General features: G+C 38.6%; 16 protein-coding genes. 6 read left to right on the top strand and 10 right to left on the bottom strand.

Going from position 1 to position 16,128, the window contains the following annotated elements:
* Nucleotides 1–33: 33 nt before the first annotated feature.
* From LVD16_RS05210 to LVD16_RS05200, 3 genes are read right to left on the bottom strand one after another with little or no spacing between them, the layout of a single operon-like run.
* Nucleotides 34–864 carry a phosphatidate cytidylyltransferase gene (locus tag LVD16_RS05210; protein WP_233772764.1) on the bottom strand — a complete coding sequence of 277 codons (831 nt, stop codon included), beginning with the start codon at nucleotides 862–864 and terminating at the stop codon, nucleotides 34–36.
* The gene (locus tag LVD16_RS05205) at nucleotides 845–1,051 is read right to left on the bottom strand and encodes a putative signal transducing protein (protein ID WP_233772762.1); all 207 of its coding nucleotides are present in this window, start codon (nucleotides 1,049–1,051) and stop codon (nucleotides 845–847) included. Before LVD16_RS05205 ends, LVD16_RS05210 begins: the two co-directional genes overlap by 20 nt.
* Nucleotides 1,048–1,983, bottom strand: a complete 936-nt coding sequence (locus tag LVD16_RS05200) for a CPBP family intramembrane glutamic endopeptidase (protein ID WP_233772760.1) — start codon at nucleotides 1,981–1,983, stop codon at nucleotides 1,048–1,050. The genes LVD16_RS05205 and LVD16_RS05200 overlap by 4 nt, the downstream gene beginning before the upstream one ends.
* Before the next feature lie 60 nt (nucleotides 1,984–2,043).
* Here LVD16_RS05200 and dusB point away from each other — a divergent pair, with 60 nt between their 5' ends.
* Nucleotides 2,044–3,036: a tRNA dihydrouridine synthase DusB gene (gene dusB / locus LVD16_RS05195; protein ID WP_233772759.1), complete on the top strand. Its 993-nt coding sequence runs from the start codon at nucleotides 2,044–2,046 to the stop codon at nucleotides 3,034–3,036.
* A gap of 20 nt (nucleotides 3,037–3,056) precedes the next feature.
* On the opposite strand, the gene LVD16_RS05190 is transcribed toward dusB, so the two are convergent.
* Together LVD16_RS05190 and rplS are read right to left on the bottom strand one after the other, a co-directional pair.
* The gene (locus LVD16_RS05190; protein WP_233772757.1) at nucleotides 3,057–5,144 is read right to left on the bottom strand and encodes a GAF domain-containing protein; all 2,088 of its coding nucleotides are present in this window, start codon (nucleotides 5,142–5,144) and stop codon (nucleotides 3,057–3,059) included.
* 186 nt (nucleotides 5,145–5,330) lie between these two features.
* Nucleotides 5,331–5,684 (bottom strand): 50S ribosomal protein L19, encoded by a 354-nt coding sequence (gene rplS, locus LVD16_RS05185; RefSeq protein ID WP_233772755.1) that lies wholly within the window; start codon nucleotides 5,682–5,684, stop codon nucleotides 5,331–5,333.
* 136 nt (nucleotides 5,685–5,820) lie between these two features.
* On the opposite strand from rplS, the gene LVD16_RS05180 reads away from it, so the two are divergent.
* Complete coding sequence (locus LVD16_RS05180; protein WP_233772753.1) at nucleotides 5,821–6,243, top strand: hypothetical protein; 423 nt, start codon at nucleotides 5,821–5,823, stop codon at nucleotides 6,241–6,243.
* Here LVD16_RS05180 and LVD16_RS05175 read toward each other — a convergent pair.
* The 4 genes from LVD16_RS05175 to LVD16_RS05160 are packed head-to-tail and all read right to left on the bottom strand — an operon-like array spanning nucleotide 6,230 to nucleotide 8,835.
* Nucleotides 6,230–7,069, bottom strand: coding sequence for a sensor histidine kinase (locus LVD16_RS05175; RefSeq protein WP_233772751.1), 840 nt, complete (start codon nucleotides 7,067–7,069; stop codon nucleotides 6,230–6,232). The two genes, LVD16_RS05180 and LVD16_RS05175, sit on opposite strands and share 14 nt — an antisense overlap.
* 2 nt (nucleotides 7,070–7,071) lie before the next feature.
* A complete protein-coding gene (trmD, locus tag LVD16_RS05170; protein WP_233772749.1) occupies nucleotides 7,072–7,746 on the bottom strand; it encodes a tRNA (guanosine(37)-N1)-methyltransferase TrmD in 675 nt (224 codons plus the stop codon).
* A gap of 1 nt (nucleotide 7,747) precedes the next feature.
* A complete protein-coding gene (gene rimM / locus LVD16_RS05165) occupies nucleotides 7,748–8,272 on the bottom strand; it encodes a ribosome maturation factor RimM (protein ID WP_233772747.1) in 525 nt (174 codons plus the stop codon).
* Nucleotides 8,273–8,277: 5 nt separating this feature from the next.
* Nucleotides 8,278–8,835 carry a 30S ribosomal protein S16 gene (locus LVD16_RS05160; protein ID WP_233772746.1) on the bottom strand — a complete coding sequence of 186 codons (558 nt, stop codon included), beginning with the start codon at nucleotides 8,833–8,835 and terminating at the stop codon, nucleotides 8,278–8,280.
* 273 nt (nucleotides 8,836–9,108) lie between these two features.
* Between LVD16_RS05160 and LVD16_RS05155 the strand changes: the two genes are divergently transcribed.
* The 4 genes from LVD16_RS05155 (at nucleotide 9,109) to LVD16_RS05140 (ending at nucleotide 15,548) form a co-directional block, all read left to right on the top strand.
* Complete coding sequence (locus LVD16_RS05155) at nucleotides 9,109–11,826, top strand: 2-oxoglutarate dehydrogenase E1 component (protein ID WP_233774572.1); 2,718 nt, start codon at nucleotides 9,109–9,111, stop codon at nucleotides 11,824–11,826.
* 18 nt (nucleotides 11,827–11,844) lie between these two features.
* Nucleotides 11,845–13,395 (top strand): 2-oxoglutarate dehydrogenase complex dihydrolipoyllysine-residue succinyltransferase, encoded by a 1,551-nt coding sequence (gene odhB, locus LVD16_RS05150; protein WP_233772744.1) that lies wholly within the window; start codon nucleotides 11,845–11,847, stop codon nucleotides 13,393–13,395.
* Between the two features lie 67 nt (nucleotides 13,396–13,462).
* Nucleotides 13,463–14,866 (top strand): dihydrolipoyl dehydrogenase, encoded by a 1,404-nt coding sequence (gene lpdA / locus LVD16_RS05145; protein WP_233772742.1) that lies wholly within the window; start codon nucleotides 13,463–13,465, stop codon nucleotides 14,864–14,866.
* A gap of 55 nt (nucleotides 14,867–14,921) precedes the next feature.
* On the top strand, nucleotides 14,922–15,548 hold the full coding sequence (locus tag LVD16_RS05140; protein WP_233772740.1) for a rhomboid family intramembrane serine protease: 627 nt from the start codon (nucleotides 14,922–14,924) through the stop codon (nucleotides 15,546–15,548).
* Nucleotides 15,549–15,667: 119 nt separating this feature from the next.
* Here LVD16_RS05140 and LVD16_RS05135 read toward each other — a convergent pair whose 3' ends face one another.
* Nucleotides 15,668–15,880: a hypothetical protein gene (locus LVD16_RS05135; RefSeq protein ID WP_233772738.1), complete on the bottom strand. Its 213-nt coding sequence runs from the start codon at nucleotides 15,878–15,880 to the stop codon at nucleotides 15,668–15,670.
* Between the last annotated feature and the right edge of the window lie 248 nt (nucleotides 15,881–16,128).

Below are 16,128 nucleotides of genomic sequence, written 5' to 3'. Positions count from 1 at the left end.
ATTTAGATATTAATCTAAATTCAATCATTACAATCAAAAAATTTTTAAAAAAGCAGTAATAAATGGTACTGATAGCAAAAGTCCATCAAAACGATCTAAAAATCCACCATGGCCAGGAATTAATCTGCCAGAATCTTTAATCTCGATGCTCCTTTTAAAAAGTGACTCTACCAAGTCACCATAAGTACCACCAATCACTATTATTAATCCTACGCCCATCCATCTCCAAAGTTCCATAGATCCTGTAGTATAATATAAAGCGTAAGCCATAGAAAGAGCAAGTATTAAACCTCCCACACTTCCTTCCCAGGATTTTTTAGGAGACACTCTTTCAAAAAGCTTTCTTTTTCCATACCTAACACCCGTAAAATAGGCACCAGTATCGTTTGCCCAAAGGATAAGCAATGAACCTAAAATGAGTTCAAAAGTATAGCTTCCAGGCTGAAACGCTACCACATTAAGTAGTGAAAATGGAATAGCTACGTATAGTATTCCTAAAAATGTAAAGGCTATGCCCCTAAAAGGTTTCACGGCCTTACTTTGATATAAATAGATTAAGTAAACACAAGTAACCACAGGAAAGAGCACAAAATAATATTTACTGGATATGTGCCCTCCTTCAACTAAAAAAGAAATAATAAAAAGACAACCTCCACAGAATGTGCCGAAGGTTTTCAGCGGAAGCATTCCGTCCAGCCCCACTAGTTTGTAAAACTCAAGCTGTGTGACTACACAGATCAGCAAAAACATTATAAAATACGTCCACTGACCATAGCAAATACTGGATATGATCACTAAAGCTCCGAATAAGCCAGCTATAACTCTTTGAGTGAAATTGCTGTATTTATTTAAAATCGATGTCATTATTAATTAGTTGTAGCGCTCTCATTACTTCATCAGAGGCTACATGAACTTCTAGTAGGCCAAAGTGATAGGACGAATCTCTTTTATTAACTATAACTGAGTGAAGGTCATTCTGATCTAGCAAGCTTTTCACCATGTCAGCTCTATACGGCTTGTCTGTAGAATATACCTTAGACCACTTGGTCATTTCACTTGGCTTCTATAAAAATGGTTTCTAAAATAAAACAATAGTCCTGTGGTAATAATAGCGAATATTAGTACAGTAGACAAAGGGAGTGACTCAGTATTTTCTATATCATAAGGAATAGCCTCTCGCTTTGCCATAATAACTAACACTAAGGTAAATCCATTGTTAACAAAATGTGCGATCATAGGCACAATGAGGTTTCCAGACCAGTGATATAAGTAGCCGAAAAGTGCGCCTAGTAACAGCCTGGGTATAAAACCAAAAAACTGCATGTGAATAGCACTAAAAAGTATAGCTGAAACCCATATGGCCACATGAATATTTTTTGAAAACTTATGTAGATGGGTCTGTATAAATCCTCTAAAAACTAACTCTTCCCCTATTGGAGCGATTATGGCAATCACTATAAAAGCCATTACAAAATCACCAACATTCTTGAAATCAGTAAGGTACGTGGTTATTTCTGCCAAATGATCTTCCTTAGCTCTGGCCCATGATTCAAAGCCGCTCATGAATTCAGGAAACTGAAAGTTAGCATTCCACTCTATAAATAATGAATTCACCACCATAAATGAAATGACAGTAAAGGCAGTAAGCACTAGAGGAAGCCAACCTATCGGCTTTTGAAAGAATACATCAATTCCCCTTTTTTGAGTCACCTTCAAATAGGCCATAGGAATAAAGATCATTCCAAATGCGGAGCCAAATCCCTGACTAAAGAAAAGGATAGACTTCATGCCCTCGTTACCCTGAGGGTTGGCCATGGCTTCACTTAAATCTAATACGGAACCGGAATAGAAAGGAATACATATGGCCATACCAATAATAGAACCGAAGAGAGTACCAAGCAAGGCCAATAAAAATACCACTACAGCTGCTCCAAGGGAACTAACTCCTCCTGGCGACTGTATATTGTTATCTGAAATATCCATAATTTCATGTAAATTTACAGTTTATTTTAAAACACACCCGCTAAGTTAAACCTAGAGTTGATGGTAAAGATTGGAAATGTAGAGATTGGTGATTTTCCGCTTTTATTGGCGCCTATGGAAGATGTAAGTGATCCTCCGTTTAGAGCCGTATGCAAGGAAAATGGGGCAGATATGATGTACACGGAATTTATTTCCTCTGAGGGTTTAATCAGAAATGCTGCAAAGAGCGTAGAAAAGCTTGACATATATGATTATGAAAGGCCTATTGGTATCCAGATTTTTGGAGACAAGATAGAATCTATGCGAGAAGCTGCAGCCATAGCAGAAGAGGCAAGACCTGAAATTATTGACATCAATTATGGCTGTCCTGTAAAAAAAGTGGCTTGTAAAGGAGCGGGTGCCGGTATTCTTTTGGATATACCCAAGATGCAGAAGATGACGGAGGAGATAGTGAAGCAAGTGCAGCTGCCCGTTACGGTAAAGACCAGATTAGGCTGGGATGACAGCACCATCAAGATTGTAGAAGTAGCCAAGAGGTTACAAGATGTAGGCATTCAGGCCCTTACCATCCACGGACGTACTAGAAAACAGATGTACAAGGGTGTGGCTGACTGGACTAAAATAGCGGAAGTTAAAAATCATCCGGATATTCATATACCCATTTTCGGGAATGGTGATATTGACTCACCCGAGAAAGCATTAGAATATAAAAACAAGTATGAAGTTGATGGCATCATGATCGGTAGAGCAGCCATTGGCTATCCTTGGATTTTTAATGAAATAAAGCACTTCTTTGAAACAGGAGAGCACCTACCGCCACCAACGTTGAAGGACAGAGTAGATGTTGCTAAAAAGCACTTAAACTTTTCTGTAGAATGGAAAGGGGAGAAGAAAGGTATTTTTGAAATGAGAAGGCATTACACTAATTATTTCAGAGGAATACCAAACTTTAAACCTTATAGAACTCAATTAGTAGAGTTAGATTCTCACGAGGAAATATTGAACGTTCTGGATGGGGTGGAATCAAAATTTTCAGAAGTGTTTGCCTCTTAGCAAACACTTCCTCCAATGTTTTATTTGAAATGAGTTTTGATAGCTACACCTATCACCTCTTTATCTTCATTTCTGATAGGCTTATAGTGATTCACCAATACACCATTAGCCACTTTAAGCTCAGCATCAAATTCAGCGCCTGCTAAAGCTTTATCATATTGCTCTTTAATGGCAGATTGTCTGGCACCTTCCAGATTCTCCAGAAGATTGACTCCATCTGCAGCCCTTGCTCCCAAAATCTCTACCGATTCATCCTTGAACTTATCATTAGAAACAAGCAAGTTATATTTATTATCAATTGCCATTAGCATATCGGTAGAAGTGTTTAACAACTCTCCTACTACATTAGCCATGGTTTTAGAATTCTCTTCTATTCTCTTACGTGACGTAATGTCTCTTGAGAAGATTGATGCTCCCACAGTACCGCCGTGATTATCTCTGATCGGATTGATATAGTATTCTCTCCAGCTATTTTCACCATGAACAGAACTCTTAATAGTAAAGTTAAGTGCTTCACCAGCAAAGGCTCTATCATAATAACCTTTCCATTCTTCCCTCACACTACCCAACATATCCAGAGCGTTAGAACCCTCTTTCATAGCTTCATACTGACTACCACGATATCTGGCCTTTTGAACCTCATTCATGATCACTATTCTATATTCACGATCAATAGTGATTATACTATCTGTAGTATTATTAATAAGCGCATTGAAGTTAGCCTCTTTAGCAGACAGTTCTCTTTGAGCTCTGGCCATCTCCTCTTGAGTAGCTTGCATCTCCTCCATGTTCTGACGCATCTCCTCTTCCTGGGCCTGCATTTGCTCAGTCATCTCTCTAGATTGCTGCAGAAGCTCAACCGTAGCCTGGTTGGTCTTAGCACTAATAATACTAGATGCTATACTTTCACCGACCTTCTCCAGGAATTCAATATCATTTTGTTCGAAATCTTTGAACGAGGCCATCTCTATTACCCCAACCATCTCATCATTAGATTGCAATGGCACTATCAGCAAACTGTTAGGCCTTGCTGTGCCTAGACCAGAACTAATATTTACATAGTTAGATGGTATCTCTTTCAGATGTATAAACTTACGTTCAATGGCAGACTGACCTACCAGACCTTCACCTATTTCTACCCTCTTTTTCAAATATTTCTTACGCTCATAAGCACGACAAGCCATGAGCTCTAAATGACGGTCACTTCCATTCTCGTTCTCCGTTATAATAAAAATACCGCCCTGATTTACCTTCATGTATTTTACTAACTCCTGAATAACCATATCGCAAAGTTTATTCAGGTCATCTGAGTTGCTTCTAAGAATATCACCAATAGAAGCCAGCCCCACGTTCACAAACCTTTCTTTAGATTCACGATCAGAAGCCTCTACTAAACTCTCTCTCATATCCATTAGAGCCTTACCCAGCTTATCTGGTTCCTCAGCACCGTATTCAGCCGTAAGATCACCCTGACTGATATTGTCAGCGAAATTGATATTGGTATCCATTAATTTCAGCTGACCTTGCATATCAAGATTGGTAATCGCGGCCTGCTTGGTTTGATCTCTTTGCAACTTAGACCACAAAATACATAACCCCGCATATACTGTGATAATGGCTATATGTAATAGTGCATTTTTATAGTTGAGATCAGGGATATTATTCATATATACCTTTAACTCAGTACCATATAACTTACAGTAAAACAGAAATAGAAATGTGATAATAGCATAAATGATAGCCGGCATGAGCAATCTCCAATCTTCATAAAAAAGAAGAACTGTGAGCGACACGAAATAGAAGAAATACATTTCGTAGGTGCCATGTAGCTGTAAAATAAATTGGAAAGGAAAGTTCCAAAAAAGGAAACTCACGGTGAGTCTTGATAAGAAAGTTCCTTTGCTAAGTGTCTGAACTAGATAATAAAGTCCAATGGATACGCCTCCCATTACCAGCCCTAACTCCCAAGTAGAATAGAATACTGATAAAAATACCCCAAAAAAGAAATAGCCTATTATAAAATATCTGGTTATTCCGTCTGCCTCTTCATAAACTTTATCATGAAAAACCCTAAACTGTTCTTCACGACTATTCTGGATCCCTTGCATAGATATTACAAAAGTTAAAAAAAACTATTCTGCGTTCTTTAAAAAAAAACAAGTCGTAATATATGTACTTCAAGTAATAATTACAACGGATATTTTACAGAAAACGGGCAGCTAAACTGGAGCCAACGAAAAAAGGGGTAACCTTTATTAAGGCAACCCCTATCTAATATCTTTATTATAAGATAATTAAAGCTTTTCTTTGATTCTAGCAGCTTTACCTTGTCTGCCTCTTAAGTAGTAAAGTCTAGCTCTTCTTACCTTACCTTTTCTGATTACTTCGATTTTGTCGATGCTTGGAGATAAAATTGGGAAAATTCTCTCAATTCCAATTCCATTAGAAACTTTTCTTACTGTAAAGGTCTCTCCATTACTATTAGGATGTCTTCTTTGAATTACAGTACCTTGAAATTGCTGAATTCTTTCTTTGTTACCCTCAGTAATTCTTACGTGTACATTTACTGTATCACCGGCTTTGAAAGAAGGAAGCGAATCTCTTCTCTCGTTGTTTTCTGCCTCAATTGATTTGATAATATCGTTCATGATCTATATCTCTAAAAAGTCTCAATTCCAAAACGGACTGCAAATATAAAACAATTTTCAAATAATACCATCACACACGTATAAATAAAATCATATATTTGACACTCATTTTTTAAGCTACCTCACTTTACCCACTATGCACAGTGATTCTTTGATACTCTTATACACTTTTGAGAAAGCTACTCTTCACAAAATCAAAGATAAACCCATTTTATTAGTTACAGCCACTGATAGATACATTCCTGTAGAGGATTTTAAACTTCTATTCAAGCAAGTGGGTGAAACAGTGAAATCCGAAGCCATAGAAAAGTTAATTTTTGATAAACGCAAACTTACCGTTTTCCACCAACCTTCCATGGAATGGTATTTTACCAGCTGGAAAGAAAGTATGATACAAGAAGGCCTTACCAAACACCGCAAGCTATTACCAAATGATCAGGTTTTCGTGGAGAGTGTTAAAATTGGAAGAGAACAGATTTATAATAAATTCCCGGAAGGACGTTTCAGGGAATTAGACATTCAATACACCGATGATATTCAGAAGGCTATAGACCTTTAATATAGCTATAAGGAATTCTTACAGTAACTACACTGCCTTGGTTAACAACACTGGAAAGTAGTATCTCACCCCTTAGTTTCTTCATAATTTGGTGAGAAATATATAATCCAAGCCCCGGGCCTCTAGACAGAGTAGCTCCCCTGAAGAACATTTCAAAGGCCCTATCCATAATATCCTGACTCATACCTATGCCATTATCTGTTACTACAATATCCAAACCCAGCTCAGCTTCAGATACCTCAATAGTGATTTCAGTTTCTATGCTTCTGTTTCTGAAATGAACAGCATTAGATATCACCTGGAATAACACAAGTTGAAGCCTCTCACTATCGGTAATTACTTCGGGATGTTCTTTTTCTTCTGACACCTTAATATCCACATCTTTCACTCCCTCAATAAAACGGAGACTGCTTTTGGCTTCTTCAATAAGGCTATAAACATTAATGGTCTCAAGACGAGAGTTATCCAGAAGATTCCATGAATATTTAGTGAGCAGAAAAAGAACCTTTTCCATCTCAAGGGTTGAATTCACAGCCATTTGCGTATAGGCTCTGATTTCAGGATTGATAGCTTCAGCAGAAATTAAGTTGATTAACCCCCGCATGGTGGTTATAGGGGATTTAAGGTCGTGTGACGTGCGGTAGATAATCTGATCGAGTTCCTTATTTCGACTTTTAAGTTCAGAGAGCACCCTCTCCAACTCATCGTTTTTATTCACTACGCTCTCTATAGCAGCAGTAAGCTCTTCATGCTGAGCCATGAGCTCCTCCTCTCTTTCGTGGAGCTCCCTTTTTGCCTTATGCCATAATTCTTCGTAGTCTTCCATGATCAGGAAATCAAACCTGGTCTTCTTTTTTTAGTTCTTTCCACTGATTGTTCAAAACGCCACTCTTCAATTTTTGCTTCGTTACCACTGAGCAGCACATCCGGCACCTTCATTCCTTCAAATTCTGCAGGCCTTGTATATACTGGTGGTGCGACTAAATCATCTTGATAAGAATCAGTAAGTGCAGAGGTCTCATCTGATAACACCCCGGGCAATAATCTAATGATTGCATCCGAAACCACGGCAGCTGCAAGCTCACCACCTGACAGCACATAATCACCAATACTTATTTCACGGGTAATAAAATGCTCACGAATTCGCTCATCCACACCTTTATAATGTCCACATAATATAAGCAAATTTTTCTTCAGAGACAGCTCGTTGGCCATGCTCTGACTAAATTGCTCACCATCCGGACTCATATATATGATCTCGTCATATTCTCTCTCAGACTGAAGCGTGCGGAAACAATTCAAAATAGGCTCCATCAGCATAACCATACCAGCACCGCCGCCATAAGCATAATCATCTAACCTCTGATGTTTATCAGTAGAGTATTGCCTAAGGTCATTCACACACACGCTTACTAAATCTTTTTGCTGCGCTCTTTTTAAAATGGAATCTCCAAAAGGGCTATCCAAAAGGCGCGGCAAACAAGTGACAATGTCTATTCGCATCTTATTCTATATAAATATCAAGCAAACCATCCGGTAAAGCAACAGTCAATTGCTTTTTCTCACGATCTACTTGAACGATAATTTCATCATTAATAGGCATTAGTACTTCCTTATCATTATAATCTACCGCCAGTAAGTCCTGCTGCGGAGATGCATAGATATCAGTTATTGCACCTATTTCACCAGCAGTTTTATCCACTACGGTAAAACCTATTATATCATGAAAATAAAATTGATTACCTGTAAGTTTAGGTAAAAAGGAGAGGGGAAGATAAAGTGAATGGCCGCAAAGCTCTTCGGCTTGCTCTGCCGTATCTATATCTTCAAATTTAACGACCGCTTTTTTGCCTTTCAGACTGAAGCGATTCATAAAAAAAGGAACCAGTTTTTTGTTGATCTCAACAAAAACTGATTCCATTTCCTGATAATATTCAGGCTCATCAACATCTAACAAAATGCTAACTTCGCCCTTCAAGCCATGCTTCTTGATGACGTAACCGAGCTGGAAACACTCATCAATATTCATGTCAATTATTCTTTATCTGCAGCTTCTTCTGTGCTTTCAGCTTCTGCCTCAGGCGCATCTGTTGCTTCTTCAGTAGCTTCTGCTTCAGCAGCCGGCTCTTCTTCTACAACATTCTTTTTAGCTATTGCCTCAGCTCTTGCTTCTTTCACTTTAGTTTCAGCTTCTTTTCTAGCTTTAGCGCTAGCAGCAGCATCTTGAGCAAGTTTATCTCTCTTAGCAGTAACTTTTCCTTCTTTCTCTTGTAACCAAGCGTCGAATTTTTTGTCTGCCTCTTCTTGAGTGATAGCTCCTTTGTTAACACCTATTTGTAAGTGTTTCTTTAACATGATACCTCTGTAAGATAACATTGCTCTTACAGTATCAGTAGGCTGGGCACCTTTCATTACCCAATCAAACGCCTTCTCCTCGTTCAACTCGATAGTTGCAGGATCAGTGTTTGGATTGTATCTACCAATTTTTTCAATGTAACGACCATCTCGTGGTGCACGGGCGTCAGCTATGACTACATCATACATCGCCCTTTTTTTGCGGCCTCTGCGCGCTAATCTAATTTTTACTGCCATTTGTTTATTAGTTTTTAAACATTGCGGAACACGTCCGTCATTTAAAAGACTGCAAAGATAAACCTTTTTTTAATATATGCATTCATTAAACTAAGTTTTATCCACTTCTTTTAGCCTTTTATCAGTCAAACTTAAGGAACATTTCAAAACAGTACCCAATACAACCAATAACACACTGATAATCAACTATATTTGTATAACCGACTTTACGGTTTTTTTATTAAAAACATGTTATATACCTTTGTTTTTATCATTACGAACACATTTTTACTCATGGATAAATATTCCTACATATCAAACGCACATGGACATTATCTGGATGAGCTATATGAAGCATATAGACAAGATCCGGAATCTGTAGATGACTCATGGCAAAAGTTTTTTGAAGGGTTTGAATTTTCCCAGGCCAAATTTGGGGAAAACGGCGTAGAAGGCAGCAGCATTTCGTCTAAAGAAATGCATGTACGTGACCTTATACATGCATACAGGTCGCGTGCGCACTTAAAGTCTGATACCAACCCGGTAAGAAAACGAAGAGACCACAACGTATCTTTATCTATTGAAGATTTCGACCTTTCTAAAAATGATTTAAAAACCGAATTTGAAGTAGGTAATATTATTGGGATAGGAAAAGCTTCATTAGAGAAAATAGTAGACACGCTGGATAAAGTTTATCTCGGGCATCTTGGATTTGAGTATATGCACATTAGAGATAATGAGATCCTTGAATGGTTTAAGAAAAAATGTGAGAAAGAGGCTGTGAATACCGTCCCTGATGGTGACACACGTAAGAGAATATTAAACAAGCTTAATGAGGCTGTGGTATTTGAGAACTTCCTTCATACTAAATTTTTAGGGCAAAAACGCTTCTCTTTAGAAGGTGGTGAAAATACCATACCCGCTCTTGATAGCATAATTAATGCTGCCGCTGAGTTTGACGTGAAGGAGGTAGTTATAGGAATGGCTCATAGAGGTAGACTTAACGTTTTGGCCAATATAATGGGTAAGACTTATGAGGAGATCTTTAGTGAATTTGAAGGCACCACAACGCCTGACTTAACTATGGGTGATGGCGATGTTAAGTATCACTTAGGCTATTCAAGTCATATTAACACTACATCTGGCAATAATGTGTACGTAAAATTAACGCCAAACCCATCTCACCTTGAAGCGGTAGATCCTGTAGTTTTAGGTTATACCCGTGGACAGATAGACGATGAATATGATGGTGACACGAGAAAAGCGATGTCTATCCTTATTCATGGTGATGCTGCGCTTGCCGGCCAAGGTATAGTATATGAGATTACACAAATGTCTCAGCTGCCAGGCTATAAAACAGGTGGTACAATTCACTTTGTAATTAACAACCAGGTAGGTTTTACTACTGACTATGACGATGCTCGTTCAAGTATCTACTGTACTGATATAGCAAAAATTATTGATGCTCCAATCATTCACATCAATGGTGATGATCCTGAAGCTGTAGTATTTGCTTCAAAACTGGCAGTAGAATACAACCAGAAATTTGGAAAAGATATATTTATAGATCTATTGTGCTATAGAAGACATGGTCACAATGAGAGTGATGAACCAAAATTCACTCAGCCAAAACTTTATAGCCTAATAGCAAAACACCCGAATCCTAGAGAGATCTACGTAAACACATTGATCGAAAGGGGTGATATAGATGAAAACAAAGCCAAAAGTCTAGATAAAGAATTTAGAGATCTTCTTCAAGACAGGCTAAACGAGGTGAAACAAAAACCACTTCCATACAAGCCACAAAAAGTGGAAGAAGAATGGAAGTTATTAACAAAATCAAAAACTGCAGATTTTGAGACTTCTCCTGACACCAGTATTCCGCAAGAAACGGTGGATAAGGTTGCAAAAGCGCTCACATCTATTCCTAAAGGTTTCAAGCCTTTAAAGCAAATAGATAAACTTCTTAAAGATAGAAAAGCCAGCTTCTTTGAGAAGAAAGAATTATCATGGGCAGATGCTGAGCTATTAGCTTATGGATCATTATTAACAGAGGGCAAGCTTGTTCGTATGTCAGGACAAGATGTGAAAAGGGGAACCTTCTCTCACCGCCATTCTTATATATTTGATGCCAACACTAATGAGCCGTACTGCAACTTGGATCATATCGAGGATGGTCAGCAGAAATTCAAAATCTTCAACTCTTTATTATCAGAGTTTGCTGTATTAGGCTTCGAGTATGGATTCGCCATGGCTACGCCTAATGCCTTAGTAATTTGGGAAGCACAGTTTGGTGACTTCGCAAACGGAGCGCAGGTAATGATAGATCAGTTTATAGTAAGTGCTGAATCTAAATGGCAGCGCATGAACGGTCTGGTAATGTTATTACCGCACGGTTATGAAGGTCAAGGTCCTGAGCACTCTAATGCAAGACCTGAAAGATTCTTACAGCTGGCTGCAGAAGAGAATATGATTATCGCTAACATGACTACGCCTGCTAACTTGTTCCACTTATTAAGAAGACAAGTGACCTGGAATTTCAGAAAGCCATGTGTGGTATTCTCTCCTAAATCTTTACTAAGACACCCTAAGGTAGTATCCCCTGTTTCTGACGTTACAGAAGGTAAATTCCAAGAGGTGATAGCAGATACATCTGTGAAGGATAAGGATGTGAAAAAAGTAGTTTTATGTACTGGTAAGGTTTATTTTGATCTTTTAGAGGAGCAGGAAAAACACGAGGAGAAAAATGTAGCTATCGTAAGAGTAGAGCAACTTTATCCTTTCCCTAAAAATCAGATAGACGCCATACTTAAGAAATATAAGAATCCGAAATTAGCCTGGGTACAAGAAGAGCCTGCTAATATGGGATATTGGTTCTTCATCCAAAGATTCATGGGTGACTATGGTTTAGAGCTTGTTTCTAGAAAGGCAAGTGCATCACCAGCCATTGGATACGCTAAAGTTCATAAAGATGAGCAAGCCAGAATCGTAGAAAAAGCTTTTGAAATATAACATTAAAAAAATAACCCCATGAGTTTAGAGATAAAAATTCCTGAAGTAGGAGAATCTATAACTGAAGTTACTATTGGCTCTTGGCTAAAAAGTGACGGTGACTATGTGGAGCAAGACGAAATCATTGCGGAAATAGAAACTGATAAGGCTACCCAGGAATTTCCTGCAGAAGCTTCAGGTATATTACGAATAAAAGTAGAAGAAGGAGAAACCGTAGAAGTAGGCGCAGTTATCGCTGAAATTGATACTGATGCCAAACAAGGTTCATCTTCTGCCGAAGAAAGTAAAACGGAGAGTGCTGCACCATCAAGTGATTCAGGTTCTTCCGAAGCCAAGAAAACAGGTGAAGTGAAGGAAATGCACGTAACAGAATTAGGTGAATCTATCACTGAAGTAACGTTGGCATCTTGGTTAAAAGAAGATGGTGATTTTATAGAAATGGATGAAACTATCGCAGAGATAGAGTCTGACAAAGCTACTTTCGAACTTCCTGCTGAGGCAAACGGAATACTTAGAATAGAAGCACAAGAGGGTGATACTCTTGAAATTGGCGCGTTAATCTGTAAGATAGAGGTAATGGAAGGTGGTAAACCAGCTGCAAGTGCTCCAGCCTCAAGTGGTGCTGCCACTGAAAAGGCTGCTTCTTCAAGCGATAAAGATACTTACGCCACAGGTCATGCATCTCCAGCGGCAGCCAAAATTCTCGCTGAAAAAGGAATTGATCCTAAAGATGTGAAAGGTACTGGAGTTGACGGAAGAATCACTAAAGAGGATGCTGAAGCAGCACAAAAAACTGCTAAAAAGGAAGCTCCCAAAGCAGAAAAAGCAAGCGAGGCTCCAAGTGGACCATCTTATGCTGGCGGTATTTCAAGGGAAGACAGAAAAGAAAAAATGTCTAACCTTAGAAAAACCATCGCTAAGAGATTAGTTTCTGTGAAAAATGAGACGGCTATGCTTACTACCTTTAACGAGGTAGACATGAAGCCTATCATGGATCTTCGTAAGAAATATAAGGATCAGTTTAAAGAGAAGTATGGTGTAGGCTTAGGCTTTATGTCATTCTTCACAAAAGCTTGCTGCCAGGCCCTACAAGAATGGCCAGCGGTAAATGCTTCTATAGATGGTAATGAAATCATCTATCATGATTACTGTGATGTTTCTGTGGCTGTTTCCACCCCTAAAGGATTGGTGGTGCCGGTAATAAGAAACGCAGAGTCAATGAATTTCCAAGGCATTGAAAGCGAGATTATTAGACTAGCTACAAGAGCTCGTGATGGTAAACTTTCTATTGATGAGATGAGTGGCGGTACTTTCACCATCACTAACGGTGGTGTATTTGGCTCTATGATGTCTACTCCTATTATTAACGCTCCTCAGTCAGCGATTTTAGGAATGCATAATATAGTAGAAAGACCAGTAGCTATTAACGGACAGGTAGAAATTAGACCAATGATGTATTTAGCTCTGTCTTATGATCACCGAATCATTGACGGTAGAGAGTCTGTAAGCTTCCTTGTTCGCGTGAAGCAACTATTGGAAGACCCTGCAAGATTAATGCTTGGTATATAAGCGCTTAATAAATTTTAAAATATAGAATCGGCACCATCCCAGTGCCGATTCATAAAAACATAATATTATGGATTACGATGTTACTGTAATCGGTTCTGGCCCCGGAGGATACGTAGCGGCAATCAGAAGTGCTCAGCTAGGATTTAAAACGGCCATAATTGAAAAATATAACACCCTGGGAGGTACTTGCCTGAATGTAGGCTGTATTCCCTCAAAAGCTTTATTAGACTCTACTGAGCATTTTCATAACGCTGCTAATCATTTTAAAGAGCACGGTATTGAAATCAGTGAGCCGAAAGCTAATCTAAAACAAATGATTAGCAGAAAGGCTGATGTAGTGAAGCAAACCTGTGATGGAATAGACTTCTTGATGAACAAAAACAAAATTGATGTTCTTCATGGTGTAGGTTCTTTCGTAGATAAAAACACTATTAAAGTAACTCCTGCTGAAGGTGAAGCTAAGCAGATCACTACTGAAAAAGTGATTATTGCTACTGGTTCAAAGCCTGCAGATCTTCTCTTTGCTAAGATTGATAAGAAAAGAATTATTAGCAGTACTGAAGCTTTAGAATTAAAAGAAATTCCTAAGCATCTGATTGTAATGGGTGGTGGAGTTATCGGTATGGAACTTGGTTCTGTTTACGCACGTATCGGATCCAAAGTAACTGTGGTAGAGTATCTTGACAGAATTATACCTACTATGGACAGTACTATGAGTAAAGAACTTACCAGAACAAGTAAGAAGCAACTTGGTATAGACTTTAAGACTAGTCATAAAGTAACTTCTGTGGAGAATAAAGGCAAAGAAGTTATAGTAAAAGCAGAGGATAAGAAGGGTAACGAAGTTGAAATTAAAGGTGATTACTGCTTAGTAGCTATTGGAAGAAAGCCATACACAGAAGGGTTAGGTCTTGAGAATGTGGGCATTAAAACTGATGAAAGAGGCCGAATAGAAACTGATGAGCATCTAAAAACCAATGTAGATAACATTTATGCTATCGGTGACGTGGTGAAAGGCGCTATGCTTGCCCATAAAGCAGAAGAAGAAGGTGTGATGGTAGCTGAGCAATTTGCCGGGCAAAAGCCGCACATTAACTACAGATTAATACCTGGCGTAGTATATACCTGGCCAGAAGTAGCGGGAGTAGGTTACACCGAAGAAGAGTTGAAAGAAAAAGGATCTGCTTACAAAGTGGGATCATTCCCTTTCAAAGCTTTAGGTAGAGCAAGAGCTAGTATGGACACTGACGGGCAAGTAAAGATACTTGCAGACAAGAACACAGACGAGATACTAGGCATTCATATTACTGGCCCTAGAGCCGCTGATATGATCGCTGCAGGTGTAACTGCCATGGAGTACCGTGCTGCTGCTGAGGATGTATCCAGAATGTCACACGCTCACCCTACCTACATGGAGGCCGTTAAGGAAGCTTGCTTAGCAGCTACTGAAAACAGAGCTATACACGTATAAATTGCATTCAATATTAAACTAAATAAGGCTGTCTAATGACAGCCTTTCTTTTTCTATGTCAGCAACAATCATATTAGTAATCATCACTGCTATTCTCTCCTACTACGCGTGGAACAATAGCAATATCATGAATAAGTGGATATTTAATCCCTACAGTGTGAACAAGTACAAACAGTACTACAGGTTTATCACCAGCGGCTTTATCCACAATGACCTCATGCACCTCATTTTTAATATGATTGTACTCTGGATGTTTGGAGAACAGGTGGAAAGAGAATTCGTAGACATTTTTGGTTCTGCCGGAATAATTGTGTTTGTAGCCATGTACATATTAGGCATAATTATGTCTGACATGCCTACCTATTTCAAACATAAAGAACACGCCTACTACAATGCATTGGGCGCATCAGGCGGTGTATCCTCAATACTATTCAGCTTTATCCTGTTTGATCCTAACATGCCCCTAGCACCCTATGGCATATCCTTCCTGGCACTACCTGCCATAGTTTGGGCCGCACTATACATTATCTACTCCATTTACATGGGCAAAAGAGGTGGAGACAACATAAACCATGATGCCCACCTGTGGGGCGGACTTTTTGGTATCGCTTTTACTATAGCTGTTTATCCGGGGGTGGTTATGATCTTTTTGAATCAGTTGAAGTATTTTAGTTTGTTTTAACCAGACTGTTTCTAACTATTTTATTTGAAAAGTTATTAAGTAACTCAAATGAGATCTTATGTTATTGTAGGTGTTCATAGATCCACTTAAATAGCGCGCTAATTCTTCAAAAGTTTTAATTAGTTTGACGGCCTACCCCGAAAAAGCGGCAGCATAGCTAAACTTAGCTTTCTTGCTGGAGTTCCCTTGCTGTCCGGGCAAGTGCCTTTTCTGATCGCTATTCTAAACTCTTTGTCTGATATATCGATCATTCTATTTAAACCTAGATTTCTCGCTTTTTCATCTGCAAGTTCTTTTTCCAAACGCTTGATTTTTTTGATCCTGAGTTTCATCTGAATTTAGCATCTATTTAAAATGGACATAAGATCAACTCCTATCTGATTGTACATGCTTTCTTCAACAGATTAAAACCGTACTACTTCCTTGGATCCATCACGGCCTTGTACTTACATATAGGTCAGATCGCCCTTTTCTACTAAATCTACTCCTGATAATTTAAAGCCTTAGGTATAATCACATTGTATACGATTTTTGGCTTGTTCACAATTCTTTTTGTCCTGTTTCATTATAAGTCTGGTTT

The sequence above is a fragment of the Fulvivirga ligni genome (assembly GCF_021389935.1).
Lineage (GTDB): Bacteria > Bacteroidota > Bacteroidia > Cytophagales > Cyclobacteriaceae > Fulvivirga > Fulvivirga ligni.
This window is presented reverse-complemented; position numbering and strand designations above follow the sequence as displayed.